Here is a 21068-nt window from a genome sequence, read left to right on the forward strand (position 1 = left end):
ACATCGCGCCCCTCCAGGCGAGTTGAACGTGCCGGCCTCGGCGGTGGTGTCGTACGCGCGCATCCACGTTATACAGACCTGCCGCCCGCGAGCTGTCCGGCATTGCACCGGACCAGGCGGTGGCCGGACCTCTCATCAGCGTCTCCGACGGCACCTTCCGGGCCCGGTGACACCACCCCCCAGGTCATCCGTTCGACAGGGGGCAACAGTCATGCCGGGCCCGGAGGCCAGCGGCCCTCTTGCAGGACCGCGAAAAACATAACGGGGGTGGCCGCGGTGGTCATGGCGGGTGCCGTCCTGTGCTCGGTGACGCGGGGGCTGTTCGCCTCAGTTCACAAGCGTCGGCGGACGGTGTCCGGCAGGTTCGCGACGTCAACGCCGCCGGCCAGGGGTGATGTCGCGTTTCTGCTGGAAGAGGCGACGGGAAGGGGCGGCTGGGAGAGGCAACGGGAACGGCGACCGGAAACGGCGAAGGGCCGTCGCTCCCGAGCGGGGGAGTGACGGCCCTTCGCCGTGCGCCTGTGCGGCGCTTGTGAATCCGAGAACTCGACGGGGCGAACCCCGAGAGATCAGAAATCAGAGAACGCGGACCGCGCCCGACGGCGGGTCGTAGGACAGCGGACGCTGCACCACACCGGTGCTGGAGTTCTGCGCACCGACGAACTGGCCGCCGCCCACGTACACCCCGACGTGGTACGCGCTGCCCGCGCCGCCCCAGTACAGGATGTCGCCCGGCTGCAGGTTGCTCAGGGAGACCTGGGTGCCCGCGGTGGACTGGGCCTGCGAGACGCGCGGCAGGTCGACGCCGACCGAACGGAACGCGGCCTGGACGAGGCCGGAGCAGTCCCACGAGTTGGGGCCGGTGCCGCCGGACACGTACGCGTCGCCGACCTGGGCCTTCACGAAGGCGATGACGGACGCGGCGGAGCCGGTGGCGCTCGACGAGGAGGAGGAAGCGGTCGACGTCGAGGCCACGGCGGTGGAGCCGGAGGTCGCGCTGAGGGTCGTACGGACGGCGGAGCGGGAAGCGCGCTGGGCGGCGGCCTCCGCCTCGGCCTCTGCCTTGGCCTTGGCGGCGGCCTCCGCCTTCTTCTTGGCCTCTGCCTTGCGGACCGCCTCGGCTTTGGCCTTCTTGGCGGTCTTGGCCGCGGTGGCGGCTGCGGCGTCCTCCTGGGCCTGCGTCTGCAGGTCCTGGGCGACCTGCTGCGTGGCCTGGGCGGACGCGGCGACGGCGGTGGAGAGCCCAGCGGTGATGGTGGGCATCTCGATGGTCTGGGTCACCGGCTCGGCCTGGGCCGGACCGGCAGCGCCTGCGACCGCGATGGTGCTGAGGACGCCACCGGCAACTCCGGCCCGCAGCGCCGTCTTCGGCGCGTTTCGGCGGGGCTTCCGGTGGCTGGGTATGTGAGCGGTGTGGGACATGAGTACTAGCGCTATCAGGGCTCCGGGGCTCCCATCAAGAAACGTGTGTTGCGACACAGTTACGTCCGGAATCTGTGAATCCGCTTCCTGGCGGCCCTTATTGACGCCGTAACGGGCAAACCGGGCATGTTGGATCAGTGCTGTGATCACGGGCTTTCGGCAATACGCCCGAATTGCCCGCCGCTTACCATCCGCTCACACCGATGGCCAAGCCCGCTTTTATCGACGCCCGACGCGAGTGATGCAGGTCACTGGGTGACCGTGGCGTGGGGGTGCGTGTGCGCTCCGGGTTCGAGGGGCCGTCGGATTTCGGCCGTGGCCATTCATCCGGAAGATCGTGAATGCGTGCACACGTCCACTTCACTCCCCCGGAGCCCCTCGCCCGAGTGAGGCCAGAGTGGGGCAGACCCCCTTATCACTCCCGGGTGGTCCATTGCGAATTTGCCTCCACGGGTATCTGATTGTTAGTGCAACACCGCCTTGACCAGCACTAACAGCATTAGATGTCACGTCTCGTGACTGCTCGGCCGCTTTGCGTACGAAGATCACCGCTCAGGTGGCTTCGTGAGCCTTCGCCGGGTGGTGGAGATCACAAACTCGTTGTCGTACCCCGTGTCGCAGATCACAGGATGGCGGGCATAGGATGCGGGGCAGTCGGGCTTGTGAACTGCCTCACATGTGCACGATCTTGGTGGGGTGGCGAGCCGAATCGCCCGATGCGGTCCAACGGTCAAGGACGACTGGAAGGAGCGAGGAGCGTGAATGCCTACGCGCCCATCCTCGTGCTCGGCGCCCTCGGGGCAGGGTTTGCGATCTTCTCCGTGGTCATGGCCACGCTTATCGGCCCGAAGCGGTACAACCGAGCAAAGCTCGAAGCGTACGAGTGCGGTATCGAACCCACCCCCACTCCAGCCGGAGGCGGCCGCTTCCCCATCAAGTACTACCTGACGGCGATGCTCTTCATCGTCTTCGACATCGAGATCGTCTTCCTCTATCCCTGGGCGGTCACCTTCGACGCCCTGGGGATCTTCGGGCTCGTGGAGATGCTGCTCTTCGTGCTCACCGTCTTCGTCGCCTACGCGTATGTATGGCGTCGCGGCGGCCTGGAATGGGACTGAGGGGCTGAGGGGCACACCATGGGACTCGAAGAGAAGCTGCCCAGCGGCTTCGTGCTGACCACTGTCGAGCAGGCCGCCGGCTGGGTACGGAAGTCGTCCGTCTTCCCCGCCACCTTCGGCCTCGCCTGCTGCGCCATCGAGATGATGACGACCGGGGCCGGGCGCTACGACCTGGCCCGTTTCGGTATGGAGGTCTTCCGCGGATCGCCGCGGCAGGCGGATCTGATGATCGTGGCAGGACGGGTCAGCCAGAAGATGGCGCCCGTCCTGCGGCAGGTCTACGACCAGATGCCCAACCCCAAGTGGGTGATCTCCATGGGGGTTTGCGCATCATCGGGCGGGATGTTCAACAATTACGCCATTGTTCAGGGTGTTGATCACATTGTTCCTGTTGACATCTATTTGCCGGGCTGCCCGCCGCGGCCCGAGATGCTGCTGGACGCGATCCTCAAGCTCCACCAGAAGATCCAGACCTCCAAGCTCGGGGTCAACGCGGAGGAGGCCGCCCGCGAGGCGGAGGACGCGGCCCTCAAGGCACTGCCCCTGATCGAGATGAAGGGGTTGCTGCGGTGAGCGAGAACCGTCATCACGACGAGCAGAACAACAACGGTGTGCCCGTACCGCGGGACGAGACCGGTGAGGTCATCGGCGTACGCAAGGGCATGTTCGGCGCCAACAACGGCGGCGACACCTCCGGCTACGGCGGCCTCGTCCGCACGGTGACCCTGCCGGGCGCCACGTCCCGTCCGTACGGCGGCTGGTTCGACGAGGTCGCCGACGAGCTCGAAGGGGCCCTGGAGGAGCAGGACCTGCTACCTGCCAACGCCATCGAGAAGACCGTCGTCGACCGCGGCGAGGTCACCTTCCACATCGCCCGCGAGCACCTGGTCCGGGTCGCCCGCACCCTGCGCGACGACCCGGCGCTGCGCTTCGAGCTCTGTACGGGGGTGAGCGGCGTCCACTTCCTCGGCGACACGGGCCGCGAGCTGCACGCCGTCTACCACCTGCGCTCGATCACGCACGGCCGGCTGATCCGCCTGGAGGTGTCGGCCCCGGACAGCGATCCGCACATCCCGTCGCTCGTCGAGGTCTACCCGACCAACGACTGGCACGAGCGCGAGGCCTACGACTTCTTCGGGCTCGTCTTCGACGGGCATCCCGCCCTCACCCGGATCATGATGCCGGACGACTGGCAGGGCTTCCCGCAGCGCAAGGACTATCCGCTCGGCGGCATCGCCGTCGAGTACAAGGGCGCCCAGATCCCGGCTCCGGACCAGCGGAGGTCGTACTCCTGATGTCTACTTCCCATGCCCACCCCTCACCGGGTCCCTCCGGGACGCCCCTTTCGGATGCCCGCGACACGACCGAGGGGACCGTATACACCGTCACCGGCGGCGACTGGGACGAGGTCGTCGAGTCCGCGGTCAAGTCCGACGACGAGCGCATCATCGTCAACATGGGCCCCCAGCACCCGTCCACGCACGGGGTGCTGCGGCTGATCCTGGAGATCGACGGCGAGACCGTCACCGAGGCCCGCTGCGGCATCGGCTATCTCCACACCGGCATCGAGAAGAACCTCGAATTCCGGAACTGGACGCAGGGCACCACCTTCGTCACGCGCATGGACTACCTGACGCCGTTCTTCAACGAGGCGGCGTACTGCCTGGGCGTCGAGAAGCTGCTCGGCATCGAGGACCAGATCCCGGACCGGGCCACCGTCCTGCGCGTGCTCCTGATGGAGCTCAACCGGATCTCCTCGCACCTGGTGTGCATCGCCACCGGCGGCATGGAGCTCGGCGCCACCACGATCATGATCTACGGCTTCCGTGATCGTGAACTCGTCCTCGATCTCTTCGAGCTGATCACCGGGCTGCGGATGAACCACGCGTTCATCCGGCCCGGCGGACTCGCCCAGGACCTGCCGCCCGGCGCGGTCGACCAGCTCCGCGAGTTCGTGAAGACCATGAAGAAGAACCTGCCGGAGTACGACAAGCTCGCCACCGGCAATCCGATCTTCAAGGCGCGTATGCAGGACGTCGGCTATCTCGACCTGACCGGCTGCATGGCACTCGGTGCCACCGGCCCGATCCTGCGCGCCGCCGGACTCCCGCACGATCTGCGCAAGACGGACCCCTACTGCGGATACGAGAACTACGAGTTCGACGTCCCCACCGCCGACAGCTGCGACGCATACGGCCGCTTCCTCATCCGGCTGGAGGAGATGCGCCAGTCGCTGCGGATCATCGAGCAGTGCATCGACCGGCTCGCGCCCGGACCGGTGATGGTCGCCGACAAGAAGATCGCCTGGCCCGCGCAGCTCGCGCTCGGTCCGGACGGGCTCGGCAACTCGCTCGACCACATCAAGAAGATCATGGGCACCTCCATGGAGGCCCTGATCCACCACTTCAAGCTGGTGACCGAGGGCTTCCGGGTCCCGGCCGGACAGACGTACACCGCGGTCGAGTCGCCCAAGGGCGAGCTGGGCGTCCATGTCGTCTCGGACGGCGGCACCCGCCCCTACCGGGTCCACTTCCGCGATCCGTCCTTCACCAATCTGCAGGCCATGGCGGCGATGTGCGAGGGCGGCCAGGTCGCCGACGTCATCGTCGCCGTCGCGTCCATCGACCCCGTGATGGGAGGCGTCGACCGGTGACCGAAGCACGTCAGGAAGTCAGTCTGGGGATGCCGCAGCTCCCCGCCCCCGCCTACCCGGCCGAGGTGCGCGCCAGGCTCGAAGCGGACGCGAAGGAGGTGATCGCCCGCTACCCCGGCAGCCGCTCCGCCCTGCTGCCGCTGCTGCACCTGGTGCAGGCCGAGGAGGGCTATGTCTCCCGCACGGGCATGGCGTTCTGCGCCGAGCTGCTCGGCCTCACCACCGCCGAGGTCACCGCGGTCGCCACCTTCTACACGATGTACCGGCGCAAGCCGAGCGGCGAGTACCAGGTCGGTGTCTGCACCAACACCCTGTGCGCGGTGATGGGCGGCGACGCCATCTTCGACCGGCTCAAGGAGCACCTCGGCGTCGGCAACGACGAGACAACCGAGGACGGCAAGGTCACCCTCGAACACATCGAGTGCAACGCGGCCTGTGATTTCGCTCCCGTAGTGATGGTCAACTGGGAGTTCTTCGACAACCAGACGCCCGAGAGCGCGACACGCCTGGTCGACGACCTGATCGCCGGGCGCACCGTCGAACCCACCCGCGGCGCGCCCCTGTGCTCGTACAAGGACACGTCCCGGATCCTGGCCGGCTTCCCCGACGAGCGCCCCGGCGCCGTCGAGGCGTCCGGCGGCGCGGGCCCCGCCTCGCTGATCGGCCTCCGCCTCGCCAGGGGCGAGGAACCGCACCCGAGGGTCGTCGCCCCGCGGGGCGAGAGCCCGAGCGGCGACCAGACCCACGATCCGTCGCCGTCCGAGCACCTCAGCTCGCATGACGCACCGCAGCAGACCTCGGCCTCCGACCCGGAGCACCCGTCCGGCCCGACAGGCGAGGAGGGAGAGTGATGACGTTGGCGACCGAAATCAACGACAACGGGAACGGCAGCGGGGACAGCCCCGAGAAGCTGCTCGCCCCCGTCCTCTCCGCCTTCTGGGACGAACCGGAATCCTGGACCCTGGACACCTACCGGCGCCACGAGGGATACGAGGGGCTGCGCAAGGCCCTCGCCATGTCGCCGGACGACCTCATCGCGTACGTCAAGGACTCCGGTCTGCGCGGCCGCGGCGGCGCGGGCTTCCCCACCGGGATGAAGTGGCAGTTCATCCCGCAGGGCGACGGCAAACCGCACTACCTGGTCGTCAACGCCGACGAGTCGGAGCCCGGGACCTGCAAGGACATCCCGCTCCTCTTCGCCAACCCGCACTCCCTCATCGAGGGCATCGTGATCGCCTGCTACGCGATCCGTTCCTCGCACGCCTTCATCTATCTGCGCGGTGAAGTCGTCCCCGTGCTGCGGAGGTTGCACGAGGCCGTGCGCGAGGCGTACGAGGCGGGCTTCCTCGGGACGAACATCCTGGGCTCGGGGCTCGACCTGGAACTCACCGTGCACGCGGGCGCGGGCGCGTACATCTGTGGTGAGGAGACCGCACTCCTCGACTCGCTCGAAGGGCGACGCGGCCAGCCCCGGCTGCGGCCTCCCTTCCCCGCCGTCGCCGGTCTGTACGCCTGCCCCACCGTGGTGAACAACGTCGAATCCATCGCCTCGGTTCCCGCGATCCTGAACCGGGGCAAGGAGTGGTTCAAGTCGATGGGCAGCGAGAAGTCCCCGGGCTTCACGCTGTATTCGCTCAGCGGGCACGTCGCGAGCCCCGGCCAGTACGAGGCCCCGCTCGGCATCACGCTGCGCCAACTGCTCGACATGAGCGGCGGCATGCGCCCCGGCCACCGGCTGAAGTTCTGGACCCCGGGCGGCTCCTCGACCCCGATGTTCACCGACGAGCACCTCGACGTGCCGCTCGACTACGAGGGCGTCGGCGCCGCCGGTTCCATGCTCGGCACCAAGGCGCTCCAGTGCTTCGACGAGACGACCTGCGTCGTGCGGGCCGTCACCCGCTGGACCGAGTTCTACGCCCACGAGTCCTGCGGCAAGTGCACGCCGTGCCGCGAAGGCACGTACTGGCTGGTCCAGCTGCTCCGCGACATCGAGGCCGGCAAGGGGCAGATGGCCGACCTCGACAAGCTGAACGACATCGCCGACAACATCAACGGCAAGTCCTTCTGCGCCCTCGGCGACGGCGCCGCCTCGCCGATCTTCTCCTCGCTGAAGTACTTCCGCGAGGAGTACGAGCAGCACATCACGGGCCGGGGCTGCCCCTTCGATCCCGCCAGGTCGACCGCCTGGGCCGACGACAAGAACGCTCACCAGGGGGTGAACGCATGACAGTCACCACGAGTGCGCCCTCCGGGGGCGGCGAGGCGGCCGTTCCGCCCGAGGACCTCGTCACGCTGACGATCGACGGCATCGAGATCAGCGTGCCCAAGGGCACCCTGGTCATCCGGGCCGCCGAACTCCTCGGCATCGAGATCCCGCGCTTCTGCGACCACCCGCTCCTCGACCCGGTCGGCGCCTGCCGCCAGTGCATCGTCGAGGTCGAGGGCCAGCGCAAGCCGATGGCGTCCTGCACCATCACCTGCACCGACGGCATGGTGGTGCGGTCGCAGCTCACCTCGCCGGTCGCCGAGAAGGCGCAGAAGGGTGTGATGGAGCTGCTGCTCATCAACCACCCGCTGGACTGCCCGGTCTGCGACAAGGGCGGCGAGTGCCCGCTGCAGAACCAGGCGATGTCGCACGGCGGCGCCGACTCCCGCTTCGACGGCAAGAAGCGCACGTTCGAGAAGCCCGTCCCGCTCTCCACCCAGGTGCTCCTGGACCGTGAGCGGTGCGTGCTCTGCGCGCGCTGCACCCGGTTCTCCAACCAGGTGGCCGGTGACCCGATGATCGAGCTGCTGGAACGCGGCGCGCTCCAGCAGGTGGGTACGGGCGAGGGCGACCCGTTCGAGTCGTACTTCTCCGGGAACACCATCCAGATCTGCCCGGTCGGGGCGCTGACCTCGGCGGCGTACCGGTTCCGTGCCCGGCCCTTCGACCTGGTGTCGTCGCCGTCGGTGTGCGAGCACTGCGCGGGCGGCTGCGCGACCCGTACCGACCACCGGCGCGGCAAGGTCATGCGGCGGCTCGCCGCCAACGACCCCGAGGTCAACGAGGAGTGGGTCTGCGACAAGGGCCGCTTCGGCTTCCGCTACGCGCAGCAACGGGACCGGCTCACCACCCCGCTGGTACGCAACGCGGACGGTGTCCTGGAACCGGCGAGCTGGACCGAGGCGCTGGCCGCCGCGGCTGCCGGGCTCACCGCCGCACGCGGCAGGACGGGTGTCCTCACCGGCGGCCGGCTGACCGTCGAGGACGCGTACGCGTACAGCAAGTTCGCCCGGGTCGCGCTCGACACGAACGACGTCGACTTCCGGGCGCGGGCGCACAGCAGCGAGGAGGCCGACTTCCTGGCCGCCCGCGTGGCCGGACGGGGCCGGGACCTGGACGGCTCGGGTGTCACGTACACCTCGCTGGAGAAGGCCCCGACGGTGCTGCTGGTCGGGTTCGAGTCGGAGGAGGAGGCGCCCGGCGTCTTCCTGCGGCTGCGCAAGGCGAACCGCAAGCACGGACAGCGCACGTTCGCCGTCGCCTCGCACGCCACCCGAGGGCTGGTGAAGGCGGGCGGCACGCTGCTCCCCGCCGCCCCCGGTACCGAGACCGAGTGGCTGGACGCGATCGCGGGCGGCGTCGGACTCGACGGCGAGGGAGCCGTCGCGGCCGAGGCGCTGCGCGGCGAGGGCGCGGTGATCGTGGTCGGCGAGCGGCTGGCCGAGGTGCCGGGCGGGCTGACCGCCGCGGTGCGGACCGCCACCGCGACCGGGGCCGCGCTGGTGTGGATCCCGCGGCGGGCCGGTGAGCGCGGCGCGGTGGAGGCGGGCGCGCTTCCGTCGCTGCTGCCCGGCGGCCGGCCGGCGACCGACCCGCGGGCCAGGGACGAGGTGGCGGCCGTCTGGAACGTCGCCGAACTCCCGTCCCGCTTCGGCCGTGACACCGGCCAGATCGTGGAGGCCGCGGCCACCGGCGAACTGGGCGCGCTGCTCGTCGCCGGGGTCGAGCCCGTGGACCTGCCGAACCCGGCGCGGGCCCTGGCGGCCCTGGACCAGGTCGGTTTCCTGGTCTCGCTGGAGCTGCGGCCCAGCGAGGTGACGGAGCGGGCCGATGTGGTCCTCCCGGTCGCCGCGGTGGCCGAGAAGCCGGGCACCTTCCTCAACTGGGAGGGCAGGGCGCGGATGTTCGAGGCGGCGCTGAAGCCCGAGCAGATGACGCGGACGCTCGCGCCGGCCGATGCCCGGGTGCTGCACATGCTGGCCGACGCCATGGACATCCATTTCGCGCTGCCGGACCTGAAGTCCGTACGCCGTGAGCTGGACCGGCTCGGCGGCTGGGCCGGGGCGCACGTCACCGACCCGAACGAGTCGGCGCGACCGCTGCCCAGGCCCGGCGACGGGGAGGCGATCCTCGCGGGCCACCGGATGCTGCTCGACCTGGGCCGGCTCCAGGAGGGCGACGACGCGCTGGCCGGTACCCGGCACGCCTCGGTCGCCAGGCTCTCCGCCGTCACCGCGGCCGAGACGGGCGTGAAGGACGGCGATCTGCTGGCCGTCACCGGCCCGGCGGGCAGCGTCGAACTCCCGTTGAAGGTCACCGACATGCCGGACCGGGTGGTCTGGGTGCCGCTGAACTCCGTCGGGCGGGGCATCCCGGCCGACACCGGTGCCCGGCCCGGCGGCCTGGTCCGGATCGGCCCCGCCGCACCGGGCACTCCCGACGTCACACCGGAGGTGGGAGCGTGACTGCCTTCGCTCAACTGGCCGCGGCACCGCACCATGCCGTACTCGCCGCCGAGGATCTGTCGATGTTCGGCACCGACCCGTGGTGGCTCGTCGTCATCAAGGCGGTGTTCTGCTTCGCGTTCCTGATGGTGACCGTGCTCTTCTCCATCGTGTGGGAGCGCAAGGTCGTCGCCTGGATGCAGCTGCGCATCGGCCCCAACCGGCACGGCCCCTGGGGCATGCTCCAGTCGCTCGCCGACGGCATCAAGCTGATGCTGAAGGAAGACGTCGTCGTCAAGCGGGCCGACAAGGTCGTGTACGTGCTGGCGCCGATCGTCGCCGCCATTCCGGCGTTCATGGCGATCGCGGTGATCCCGTTCGGGCCGTCCGACGAGGTCTCGATCTTCGGGCACCGTACGGCGATGCAGCTCACCGACCTGCCCATCGCGATGCTCTACATCCTCGCGGTCGCCTCGGTCGGGATCTACGGCATCGTGCTGGCGGGCTGGTCGTCCGGATCGACGTACCCGCTCCTCGGCGGTCTGCGCTCCTGCGCCCAGATGATCAGTTACGAGATCGCGATGGGCGCCGCGTTCGCCTCGGTCTTCCTCTACTCCGGGTCGATGTCGACCTCGAAGATCGTGGAGGCGCAGCAGGACCGCTGGTTCATCCTGCTGCTGCCGGTCTCCTTCATCATCTACATCGTCACGATGGTCGGCGAGACCAACCGGGCCCCGTTCGACATGCCGGAGTCCGAGGGCGACCTGGTCGGCGGCTTCAACACCGAGTACTCGTCGATCAAGTTCGCGATGTTCATGCTCGCCGAGTACGTCAACATGGTCACCGTCTCCGCGGTCTCCGCGACCCTGTTCCTGGGCGGCTGGCGGGCCCCGTGGCCGATCAGCACCTTCTGGGAGGGCGCGAACCACGGCTGGTGGCCGATGCTCTGGTTCGTCATCAAGGTCCAGCTGCTGCTGTTCTTCTTCATCTGGCTGCGCGGCACGCTGCCCCGGGTCCGCTACGACCAGCTGATGAAGCTCGGCTGGAAGGTCCTGATCCCGGTCTCGCTGCTCTGGCTGATGCTGGTCGCGACGGTGCGGGCGCTGCGCAACGAGGGCTACGACTTCTCGAAGATCGTGCTGTACGTGGCCGGGGCCGTGATCGCGATCCTGCTGATCTCCTTCGTCGCCGACATGTTCCGCGACAAGAAGGGCCGGGCCGAGGCGGCGGACGCCGGACCGGAGCCGGCGTTCGACCCGATGGCGGGCGGATTCCCGGTGCCGCCACTGCCCGGACAGACCCTGCCGCCGGTGCCGCGCCGCAGACCGCGCGGCGAGCGGGAGCTCGTTGTCAGTGGCGGGTCGGATACTGAGAGTGACGGAAATTCGAGTGACGGAAAGGAGGCTGACGGTGTCTGAGTCATCAGAACCCTCGGAGGAGAAGTTCCAGAACCCCGTCGCCGGCTTCGGCGTGACCTTCAAGGCCATGTTCAAGAAGCGGTTGACCGAGCAGTATCCGGAAACGCAGAAGGTGACGGCGCCGCGCTTCCACGGCCGGCATCAGCTCAACCGTCACCCGGACGGTCTGGAGAAGTGCATCGGCTGTGAGCTGTGCGCCTGGGCCTGTCCGGCGGACGCGATCTACGTGGAGGGCGCGGACAACACCGACGAGGAGCGCTACTCCCCGGGTGAGCGCTACGGCCGCGTCTACCAGATCAACTACGCGCGCTGCATTCTCTGCGGGCTGTGCATCGAGGCGTGCCCGACCCGGGCGCTGACGATGACCAATGAGTTCGAGCTCGCCAACACCACCCGCGAGAGCCTGATCTACACCAAGGACGAGCTGCTCGCGGGCCTGGAGGAGGGCATGGTCGACACCCCGCACGCGATCTACCCCGGGATGGACGAGCAGGACTACTACCGGGGCCTGGTCACCGAGGCCGCCCCCGGTACGGAGCGTCAGACCGCGGTCTCCAAGGGCGAGAAGCCGTCGGACGGCGACCACGAGAGCAACGGCTCGGCGCAGGGGGTGGACGCATGACCGGCCTGGCCGCGGCGGCCTCCCAGACCTCGACCGGCGAGGCCGTCCAGTTCTGGGTGCTGGGCATCGTCGCCGTGCTCGGCGCGCTGTCCACCGTACTGATGAAAAAAGCCGTGCACAGCGCGCTGAGCCTCGCCGGGACCATGATCGTCCTGGCGGTGTTCTATCTGGCCAACGGCGCCTATTTCCTGGGCGTCGTCCAGATCGTCGTCTACACCGGCGCGATCATGATGCTGTTCCTCTTCGTGGTCATGCTCGTCGGCGTCACGGCGGCCGACTCCCTGAAGGAGACCCTCAAGGGTCAGCGCTGGCTGGCCGCGGGCTGCGGGATCGGCTTCGGTGTCCTGCTGATCGCGGGCATCGGCAACGCCTCGCTGAACAGCTTCAACGGGCTCGGCACCGCCAACGCCGAGCACGGCGGGAACATCGAGGGGCTGGCCAGCCTCATCTTCACCAAGTACGTCTTCGCCTTCGAGATCACCGGCGCCCTGCTGATCACGGCGACGGTCGGCGCGATGGTGCTCACCCACCGGGAGCGCACCGAACGGGCAAAGACCCAGCGGGAGATGTCCGAGGCGCGCGTACGCGGCAAGCAGCTGCCGCCCCTGCCCGCTCCCGGTGTCTACGCCCGGCACAACGCCGTGGACATCCCGGGTCTGCTCCCGGACGGCACGCCGGCCGGGCTCACGGTCATGCAGACACTGCGCAGCCGCGGGCAGATCCGCGACGTGTCGAAGGAGTCGCTGGACCAGCTCAAGGCGCTGGAGCAGCGCTCGGAGAAGCGGCTCGGCCGTGACAACGAAGACGAGGGGGCCGCCAAGTGAATCCGGTCAACTACCTCTATCTCGCCGCCCTGTTGTTCACCATCGGTGCGGCCGGGGTGCTGATCAGGCGGAACGCGATCGTGGTGTTCATGTGCGTGGAGCTGATGCTCAACGCCTGCAACCTCGCGTTCGTCACCTTTTCCCGGATGCACGGCAATCTCGACGGCCAGATCATCGCGTTCTTCACGATGGTCGTCGCCGCTGCCGAGGTCGTGGTCGGGCTCGCGATCATCGTGTCGGTGTTCCGTTCCCGCCACTCGGCCTCGGTCGACGACGCCAGCCTGATGAAGCTGTAAGGGGACGTTGAATCGTGGAGAACCTGATTGCGCTGCTCATCGCGGCGCCTCTGCTCGGAGCTGCGGTCCTGCTCTGCGGCGGCCGACGGCTGGACCGCGCCGGACACTGGGTCGGCACCCTGCTCGCCGCCGTGTCCTTCGTCATCGGTGTCGTGCTCTTCCTCGACATGCTGGGGAAGGGCGCGGAGGACCGGGCGCTGCACCAGAAGCTGTTCAGCTGGATCCCGGTCGAGGGCTTCCGGGCCGACGTGGCCTTCCAGCTCGACCAGTTGTCGATGACGTTCGTGCTGCTGATCACCGGTGTGGGCACCCTGATCCACATCTACTCGATCGGCTATATGGCGCACGACGAGCGCCGGCGCCGCTTCTTCGGCTATCTGAACCTGTTCCTCGCGGCGATGCTGATCCTGGTCATCGCGGACAACTACCTGCTGCTGTACGTCGGGTGGGAGGGCGTCGGCCTGGCGTCGTACCTGCTGATCGGCTTCTGGCAGCACAAGCCCAGCGCGGCCACGGCCGCCAAGAAGGCATTCCTGGTCAACCGGGTCGGCGACATGGGTCTGTCGATCGCGATCATGCTGATGTTCACCACCTTCGGCACGTTCGCCTTCGGTCCCGTCCTGGGGGCGACCGGTCAGACGAGCGAGGGCAAGCTGACGGCGATCGGCCTGCTGCTGCTGCTCGCGGCCTGCGGCAAGTCGGCCCAGGTGCCGCTGCAGTCCTGGCTCGGTGACGCGATGGAGGGCCCGACCCCGGTCTCGGCCCTCATCCACGCCGCGACCATGGTGACGGCGGGCGTCTACCTCATCGTCCGCTCCGGTGCGATCTTCAACGCGGCGCCGGACGCGCAGCTGGCCGTCGTGGTCGTCGGTGCGGTCACGCTGCTCTTCGGTGCGATCGTCGGTTGCGCGAAGGACGACATCAAGAAGGCCCTGGCCGGGTCGACGATGTCGCAGATCGGGTACATGATCCTGGCCGCCGGGCTCGGTCCGATCGGCTATGTCTTCGCGATCATGCACCTGGTGACGCACGGCTTCTTCAAGGCCGGGCTCTTCCTCGGCGCCGGTTCGGTCATGCACGGCATGAACGACGAGGTCGACATGCGGAAGTTCGGCGGCCTGCGGAAGTACATGCCGGTCACCTTCGTCACCTTCGGCCTCGGCTATCTGGCGATCATCGGCTTCCCCGGTCTGTCCGGCTTCTTCTCCAAGGACAAGATCATCGAGGCGGCCTTCGCCAAGGGCGGCACCGAGGGCTGGATCCTCGGCTCGGTGGCCCTGCTGGGCGCCGCGATCACCGCGTTCTACATGACGCGCGTGATGCTGCTGACGTTCTTCGGAGAGAAGCGCTGGCAGCCGGACGAGCAGGGGAACGAGCCGCATCCGCACGAGTCCCCGAAGTCGATGACCATCCCCATGATCATCCTGGCCTTCGGGTCCGTCTTCGCCGGAGGCCTCTTCTCCATCGGCGACCGCTTCCTGAAGTGGCTGGAGCCGGTCACCGGACACAGCCACGGACACGCCCCGGTCAGCGCAACGACCGTCACGGCCGCCACGATGGTGGTGCTCGTCGCCGGTGTCGCCATCGCCTGGGCGATGTACGGACGCAAGCCGGTTCCGGTGGTCGCCCCGCGCGGCTCGCTGCTCACCCGGGCGGCCCGTCGCGATCTCCTCCAGGACGACTTCAACCACGTGGTCCTGGTCCGCGGCGGCGAGCACCTCACCCGCTCCCTGGTGTATGTCGACCACACCCTGGTCGACGGCGTCGTCAACGGCACGGCCGCCTCGATGGGCGGGCTCTCCGGCCGGCTGCGCAAGCTGCAGAACGGCTACGCCCGCTCCTACGCGGTCTCGATGTTCGGCGGTACGGCGGTCCTCATCGCCGCGACCCTGCTGATGAGGGCGGTCTGATCACCATGTCCTTTCCTCTCCTGACGGCGACGGCGGCCCTCCCGGCGATCGGTGCGATCGCCACCGCCGCCGTCCCCGCCGCCCGGCGCACCGCGGCCAAATGGCTGGCACTGCTGTTCTCGCTGGCCACGCTCGTGCTGGCGGGCATCGCGCTCGCCAGGTTCGAGCCCGGCGGCGCCCGCTACCAGCTCACCGAATCGCACGCCTGGATCAAGGACTTCGGCGTCCGGTACGAACTGGGCGTGGACGGCATCGGGGTGGCGCTCATGGCGCTCACCGCCCTGCTGATCCCCTTTGTCATCCTGGCCGGCTGGCACGACGCCGACCCCCTGGAGACCGAGTCCTCGCGCTGGCGGCCGACCCAGGGCTTCTTCGCCCTGATCCTGATGGTCGAGGCGATGGTGATCCTCTCCTTCGAGGCCACCGACGTCTTCCTCTTCTACATCCTCTTCGAAGCCATGCTCATCCCGATGTACTTCCTCATCGGCGGCTTCGGGGACCGGGCCCACACCGGCAGCGACGAGAACGCGGCGGCCCAACGTTCGTACGCCGCCGTCAAGTTCCTCCTCTACAACCTGGTCGGCGGGCTCATCATGCTGGCCGCCGTGATCGGGCTGTACGTGGTCGCGGGGACGTTCTCGCTCTCCGAGATCGCCGAGGCACGGGCCAACGGCTCGCTCTCCATGGCGACCGGTACCGAGCGGTGGCTCTTCCTCGGGTTCTTCTTCGCCTTCGCGGTGAAGGCCCCGCTGTGGCCGCTGCACACCTGGCTGCCCAACGCCATGGGCGAGGCGACCTCTCCGGTCGCCGTGCTGATCACCGCGGTCGTCGACAAGGTCGGTACCTTCGCGATGCTCCGCTTCTGCCTCCAGCTCTTCCCGGAGGCCAGCAAGTGGGCGACGCCGGTGATCGTCGTCCTGGCGCTGATCAGCATCGTGTACGGGGCGCTGCTCGCCGTCGGCCAGCGCGACATCAAGCGACTGATCGCCTACGCCTCGATCTCGCACTTCGGCTTCATCATCCTCGGCATCTTCGCGATGACGAGCCAGGGCCAGTCGGGCGCCACGCTCTACATGGTCAACCACGGGATCTCGACCGCCGCGCTGATGCTGGTGGCGGGCTTCCTGATCACCCGGCGCGGTTCGCGGCTCATCGCCGACTACGGCGGGGTGCAGAAGGTGGCGCCCGTCCTGGCCGGCACCTTCCTGATCGGTGGTCTGGCCACCCTGTCGCTGCCCGGACTCGCCCCGTTCGTCAGTGAGTTCCTGGTCCTGGTCGGCGCGTTCAGCAGGTACCCGGCGGCGGGCATCGTCGCCACGACCGGCATCGTGCTCGCCGCGCTGTACGTCCTCGTCCTCTACCAGCGGACGATGACGGGCCCGGTGAAGGCCGAGGTCCAGGGCATGGCGGACCTCAAGGTCCGGGAGCTGGTGGTGGTTCTCCCGCTGATCGCGTTGCTGCTCTTCCTGGGTGTCTATCCGAAGCCGCTGACGGAGATCGTGAATCCGGCGGTGCAGCACACCATGTCGGACGTCCAGAAGAAGGACCCCCAGCCTGAGGTGGAGGCCGCCAAGTGAGCGCAACAGCTGTCCACAGCCTGTGGACGATGGTGGGCGGGGTGACATCGGCCGCCCCGGCCGAGAAGTTCAAGGCACCGGTCATCGAGTACGCCCAGCTGACCCCGGTGCTCATCGTGATCGGTGTCGCCGTCGTGGGCGTGCTCGTCGAGGCCTTCGTGCCGCGCCGCTCCCGCTACTACACGCAGGTCTTCCTGACGGTCGTCGCCCTCGCCGCCGCGTTCGCCGCGGTGGTCGGCCTGGCGGCCGGGGGGTACGGCACGACGAAGGCGCACATCGCCGCGATGGGCGCCCTCGCGATCGACGGCCCGACGCTGTTCCTGCAGGGCACCATCCTGCTGACCTCGCTGGTCGCCGTCTTCACCTTCGCCGAGCGGCGGCTCGACCCCGCCGCTCACGGCAACCGCGTCGACTCCTTCGCCGCACAGGCCGCATCGGTCCCCGGGAGCGACAGCGAGAAGGCAGCGGTCAAGGCCGGCTTCACCACCACCGAGGTCTTCCCGCTGGTCCTCTTCTCCGTGGCCGGCATGCTGGTCTTCCCGGCGGCCAACGACCTGCTGACGCTCTTCGTGGCCCTGGAGGTCTTCTCCCTCCCGCTCTACCTCCTGTGCGCCGTCGCCCGCCGCAAGCGGCTGATGTCGCAGGAGGCCGCGGTGAAGTACTTCCTGCTCGGTGCCTTCTCGTCGGCGTTCCTGCTCTTCGGGATCGCCCTGCTGTACGGCTACGCGGGCTCCGTCTCGTACGCCACCATCGCGAACGTGGTCGACGGCTCGGTCACCCGGATCGATCCGGCGCTCGCCGACACCATGGGCAATGACGTGCTGCTCCTGATCGGTGGCGCGATGATCCTGACCGGTCTGCTCTTCAAGGTCGGCGCCGTCCCGTTCCACATGTGGACCCCGGACGTCTACCAGGGCGCCCCGACCCCGGTCACCGGCTTCATGGCCGCGGCCACCAAGGTCGCCGCGTTCGGTGCGCTGCTGCGACTGCTGTACGTGGTGCTGCCGGGCCTCGCCTGGGACTGGCGCCCGGTCATGTGGGCCGTCGCCATCGTCACCATGCTGGGCGGTGCGATCGTCGCCATCACCCAGACCGACATCAAGCGGCTGCTCGCCTACTCCTCGATCGCCCATGCCGGCTTCATCCTCGCCGGTGTCATCGCGACCACCCCGGAGGGCATCTCGTCGGTCCTCTTCTACCTGGGTGCGTACTCCTTCGTGACGGTCGGCGCGTTCGCCGTCGTCACCCTGGTGCGCGACGCGGGCGGCGAGGCGACGCACCTGTCGAAGTGGGCCGGGCTCGGCCGGCGCTCGCCGCTGGTCGCCGCGGTCTTCGCGGTGTTCCTGCTGGCCTTCGCCGGCATCCCGCTCACCTCCGGGTTCTCGGGGAAGTTCGCCGTCTTCAAGGCGGCGGCGGACGGCGGCGCGGGCGGCCTGGTCGTGGTCGGTGTGATCTCCTCGGCGATCGCCGCGTTCTTCTACATCCGCGTCATCGTGCTGATGTTCTTCAGCGAGCCGAAGGCGGACGGCCCGACGGTCGCCGTCCCGTCCCCGCTCACGATGACGACGATCGCGGTCGGTGTCGCGGTCACGCTGGTGCTGGGCCTCGCCCCGCAGTACTTCCTGGACCTGGCCGGCCAGGCGGGAGTGTTCGTGAGGTAGCGCACACGCGCCCAGCCGGTACACCGCCACGACAACGCCGGACGGCCTTGAGAAGTCAAGCCCGTCCGGCGTTGTCGTAGGCGGCGCCTATCGTGGCAGGGGACGGTGGCAGACGGAACGGGACGGGACGCCCCGGGATCTCGGGGGACAGAGCGATGAGCGTGACGGGCGGGACCATGGATGTGACTGAGAGCGACGCGCGGCGGACGCTGCACCGGGTGTTCGGGTACGAGGCCTTCCGCGGCGAGCAGGAAGCGATCGTCGACCATGTGGTCGCGGGCGGCGACGCCGTCGTGCTCATGCCGACCGGTGGCGGAAAGTCCCTCTGCTACCAGATCCCGTCCCTGGTCAGAGGCGGTACGGGCATCGTCATCTCGCCCCTGATCGCCCTCATGCAGGATCAGGTGGACGCGTTGCGGGCGCTCGGTGTGCGGGCCGGCTTCATCAACTCCACGCAGGACTTCGACGAGCGCCGCTCGATGGAGGCCCAGTTCGTCGCCGGCGAGCTCGACCTCCTCTACCTCGCCCCGGAACGGCTCCGCCTGGACTCCACCCTCGGCCTGCTCTCCCGCGGCGAGATCTCCGTCTTCGCCATCGACGAGGCGCACTGCGTGGCCCAGTGGGGCCACGACTTCCGGCCGGACTATCTGGCGCTCTCCGTCCTCGGCGAGCGCTGGCCCGACGTACCGCGCATCGCCCTGACGGCCACCGCGACCAACGCCACGCACCAGGAGATCACCCAGCGTCTGGGCATGCCCGACGCGAAGCACTTCGTCGCCAGCTTCGACCGGCCCAACATCCAGTACCGGGTCGTGCCGAAGGCCGACCCGAAGAAGCAGCTGCTCTCCTTCCTCAAGGACGAGCACGCCGGGGACGCGGGCATCGTCTACTGCCTGTCGCGCAACTCGACGGAGAAGACCGCCGAATATCTCTGCCGCAACGGCATCGAGGCCGTCCCGTACCACGCCGGTCTGGACGCGGGCACGCGCGCCGCCCACCAGTCCCGCTTCCTGCGCGAGGAGGGCCTGGTCGTCGTCGCGACCATCGCGTTCGGCATGGGCATCGACAAGCCGGACGTACGCTTCGTCGCCCACCTGGACCTGCCGAAGTCGGTCGAGGGCTACTACCAGGAGACCGGCCGCGCCGGGCGTGACGGACTGCCGTCCACGGCCTGGATGGCGTACGGACTCCAGGACGTCGTCCAGCAGCGCAAGCTCATCCAGGGCGGCGAAGGCGACGAGGCGTTCCGCCGCCGCGCCGCCTCCCACCTCGACTCGATGCTGGCGCTGTGCGAGACGGTCCGGTGCCGCCGCGCCCAGCTCCTGACGTACTTCGGCCAGGAGCCCGGGGCGGCGGCCTGCGGCAACTGCGACACCTGCCTCACCCCGCCCGAGTCCTGGGACGGCACGGTGGTCGCGCAGAAGCTGCTGTCGACCGTGGTCCGGCTGAAGCGGGAGCGGGGGCAGAAGTTCGGTGCGGGCCAGATCATCGACATCCTGCTCGGCCGCAAGACGGCCAAGGTCATCCAGTTCGACCACGACCAGCTCTCGGTCTTCGGCATCGGTGAGGAGCTGTCCGAGGCCGAATGGCGCGGAGTGGTCAGGCAGTTGCTCGCCCAGGGGCTGATCGCGGTCGAGGGCGAGTACGGCACGCTGGTGCTGACCCAGGAGAGCGGCTCCGTCCTCGGCCGGGAGCGCGAGGTGCTGCTGCGCAAGGAGGCACCGAAGCCCGCGTCGCGCTCCACGAAGGGCGAACGCAAGGCGAAGTCCTCGGCGGCCGCCGCCGAGCTGGCGCCCGAGGCCGTCCCGGTCTTCGAAGCGCTGCGGGCCTGGCGCGGTGCGCAGGCGAAGGAGCAGGGCGTCCCGGCGTACGTCATCTTCCACGATGCGACGCTGCGCGAGATCGCCGCGGTGCGGCCGGACTCGGTGTCCACGCTGGGCGGCATCAGCGGCCTGGGCGAGAAGAAGCTGGCGACGTACGGGGAGGGGGTGCTGGAGGTGCTCGCGTCGTTCGGCGAGCCGACCCCTGCGGAACCGGCCCCCGCGGCCCCGGCGGCGCAGGCGCCCGCCCCGCGCCCGGCCGCACCGGTGACGGTCCCCGACCCGGACCCGGAGTTCGGCTGGGACGAGGAACCGCCCGAGTACGAGTAAGTGTCGGGGCCGGGCGGTGGCGGCGCCGGAGCTACTCCGGAGCCGCTGCCCGGCGGCGCGCGGTGATCGCGGTGAGGTCGAGATCGACCGGGAAGGGAATGGAGACCTTCATCCGCTCGTGGAAGATACCGGTGGAGGTGTAGGCACCGGTGGCCGGTTCCAGCTCGAAGACGTAGACCACCACTCGGCCGTCCTGGTTCTCCACCCGCCAGTAGTGGGGGATCCGCGCCCGCGCGTACTTCACGGGCTTGGTCTCGCGGTCCCGGGTCAGGGACTCGTCGGACACGACCTCGACCGCCAGCAGCACCGCCTCGGCGGGGAACCGTGTTTGCCGCAAACCCTCGACCGCGTCCGCCCGCACGACGACCACGTCGGGTTCGGGCCGGTTCTGCCAGTCGACATCGATGGTGAATTCGCGAAAGACTTCGAAGTCGAGCGGCGCGAGCGATTGCAGCTGCCACTTGAGATAGTCGATCGCGCGCTCGTGGAACACGGTCTGCGGACTCACGAAAACAAGGCTCCCGTCGATCAGCTCCGTGTGCGGAGGCAGATTCGGGAGTGTGTCCAGGTCATCGGCGGTCCAGCCGCCCACGGGGGGAACCGCCCACCGCGGCTCGGAGGCCTCGGGTTCGATGCTCATCAGTGCTCCCATGACGCAGAGTCTCGCGGGAGATTCCAGCGTATCCGCCGGGAACGGGGTGCGGCTC

At 68.9% G+C, this 21068-nt stretch carries 17 protein-coding genes; 15 read left to right on the forward strand and 2 right to left on the reverse strand.

Annotation, left to right across the window (positions count from 1 at the left end; translation table 11 throughout):
- Positions 1-576 precede the first annotated feature (576 nt).
- Positions 577-1422, reverse strand: coding sequence for a C40 family peptidase (locus ABZ826_RS02805; protein WP_361441177.1), 846 nt, complete (start codon positions 1420-1422; stop codon positions 577-579).
- A 758-nt stretch (positions 1423-2180) separates the two neighbouring features.
- Between ABZ826_RS02805 and ABZ826_RS02810 the strand changes: the two genes are divergently transcribed.
- From ABZ826_RS02810 to recQ, 15 genes are all read left to right on the forward strand, one after another.
- Positions 2181-2540, forward strand: a complete 360-nt coding sequence (locus tag ABZ826_RS02810) for an NADH-quinone oxidoreductase subunit A (RefSeq protein WP_003992243.1) — start codon at positions 2181-2183, stop codon at positions 2538-2540.
- Between the two features lie 18 nt (positions 2541-2558).
- Positions 2559-3113, forward strand: a complete 555-nt coding sequence (locus ABZ826_RS02815) for an NADH-quinone oxidoreductase subunit B family protein (protein WP_361441180.1) — start codon at positions 2559-2561, stop codon at positions 3111-3113.
- The gene (locus ABZ826_RS02820) at positions 3110-3835 is read left to right on the forward strand and encodes an NADH-quinone oxidoreductase subunit C (RefSeq protein ID WP_361441183.1); all 726 of its coding nucleotides are present in this window, start codon (positions 3110-3112) and stop codon (positions 3833-3835) included. The genes ABZ826_RS02815 and ABZ826_RS02820 overlap by 4 nt, the downstream gene beginning before the upstream one ends.
- Complete coding sequence (locus tag ABZ826_RS02825; RefSeq protein ID WP_361441186.1) at positions 3835-5193, forward strand: NADH-quinone oxidoreductase subunit D; 1359 nt, start codon at positions 3835-3837, stop codon at positions 5191-5193. The genes ABZ826_RS02820 and ABZ826_RS02825 overlap by 1 nt, the downstream gene beginning before the upstream one ends.
- 29 nt (positions 5194-5222) lie before the next feature.
- Positions 5223-6044: an NADH-quinone oxidoreductase subunit NuoE gene (nuoE, locus tag ABZ826_RS02830; protein WP_361441801.1), complete on the forward strand. Its 822-nt coding sequence runs from the start codon at positions 5223-5225 to the stop codon at positions 6042-6044.
- Positions 6044-7420, forward strand: a complete 1377-nt coding sequence (nuoF, locus tag ABZ826_RS02835; RefSeq protein ID WP_361441189.1) for an NADH-quinone oxidoreductase subunit NuoF — start codon at positions 6044-6046, stop codon at positions 7418-7420. Before nuoE ends, nuoF begins: the two co-directional genes overlap by 1 nt.
- Positions 7417-9924 carry an NADH-quinone oxidoreductase subunit G gene (locus ABZ826_RS02840; RefSeq protein WP_361441192.1) on the forward strand — a complete coding sequence of 836 codons (2508 nt, stop codon included), beginning with the start codon at positions 7417-7419 and terminating at the stop codon, positions 9922-9924. The genes nuoF and ABZ826_RS02840 overlap by 4 nt, the downstream gene beginning before the upstream one ends.
- The gene (gene nuoH, locus ABZ826_RS02845) at positions 9921-11321 is read left to right on the forward strand and encodes an NADH-quinone oxidoreductase subunit NuoH (RefSeq protein WP_361441195.1); all 1401 of its coding nucleotides are present in this window, start codon (positions 9921-9923) and stop codon (positions 11319-11321) included. The genes ABZ826_RS02840 and nuoH overlap by 4 nt, the downstream gene beginning before the upstream one ends.
- Positions 11314-11943 carry an NADH-quinone oxidoreductase subunit NuoI gene (nuoI, locus tag ABZ826_RS02850; protein ID WP_361441198.1) on the forward strand — a complete coding sequence of 210 codons (630 nt, stop codon included), beginning with the start codon at positions 11314-11316 and terminating at the stop codon, positions 11941-11943. Before nuoH ends, nuoI begins: the two co-directional genes overlap by 8 nt.
- Complete coding sequence (locus tag ABZ826_RS02855; protein ID WP_361441201.1) at positions 11940-12767, forward strand: NADH-quinone oxidoreductase subunit J; 828 nt, start codon at positions 11940-11942, stop codon at positions 12765-12767. Before nuoI ends, ABZ826_RS02855 begins: the two co-directional genes overlap by 4 nt.
- On the forward strand, positions 12764-13063 hold the full coding sequence (gene nuoK / locus ABZ826_RS02860) for an NADH-quinone oxidoreductase subunit NuoK (protein ID WP_093543641.1): 300 nt from the start codon (positions 12764-12766) through the stop codon (positions 13061-13063). The genes ABZ826_RS02855 and nuoK overlap by 4 nt, the downstream gene beginning before the upstream one ends.
- A 14-nt stretch (positions 13064-13077) precedes the next feature.
- Positions 13078-14973, forward strand: a complete 1896-nt coding sequence (nuoL, locus tag ABZ826_RS02865) for an NADH-quinone oxidoreductase subunit L (RefSeq protein WP_361441204.1) — start codon at positions 13078-13080, stop codon at positions 14971-14973.
- Between the two features lie 5 nt (positions 14974-14978).
- On the forward strand, positions 14979-16550 hold the full coding sequence (locus tag ABZ826_RS02870) for an NADH-quinone oxidoreductase subunit M (protein WP_361441207.1): 1572 nt from the start codon (positions 14979-14981) through the stop codon (positions 16548-16550).
- Positions 16547-18211 (forward strand): NADH-quinone oxidoreductase subunit NuoN, encoded by a 1665-nt coding sequence (gene nuoN / locus ABZ826_RS02875; protein ID WP_361441210.1) that lies wholly within the window; start codon positions 16547-16549, stop codon positions 18209-18211. Before ABZ826_RS02870 ends, nuoN begins: the two co-directional genes overlap by 4 nt.
- Before the next feature lie 155 nt (positions 18212-18366).
- Positions 18367-20361, forward strand: a complete 1995-nt coding sequence (gene recQ, locus ABZ826_RS02880) for a DNA helicase RecQ (protein ID WP_361441213.1) — start codon at positions 18367-18369, stop codon at positions 20359-20361.
- Between the two features lie 31 nt (positions 20362-20392).
- Here recQ and ABZ826_RS02885 read toward each other — a convergent pair whose 3' ends face one another.
- Entirely contained in the window at positions 20393-21001 is a 609-nt protein-coding gene (locus ABZ826_RS02885) for a Uma2 family endonuclease (RefSeq protein WP_361441216.1), read from the reverse strand.
- Positions 21002-21068 lie beyond the last annotated feature (67 nt).

Source organism: Streptomyces sp. NPDC047515 (genome assembly GCF_040643055.1).
GTDB lineage: Bacteria > Actinomycetota > Actinomycetes > Streptomycetales > Streptomycetaceae > Streptomyces.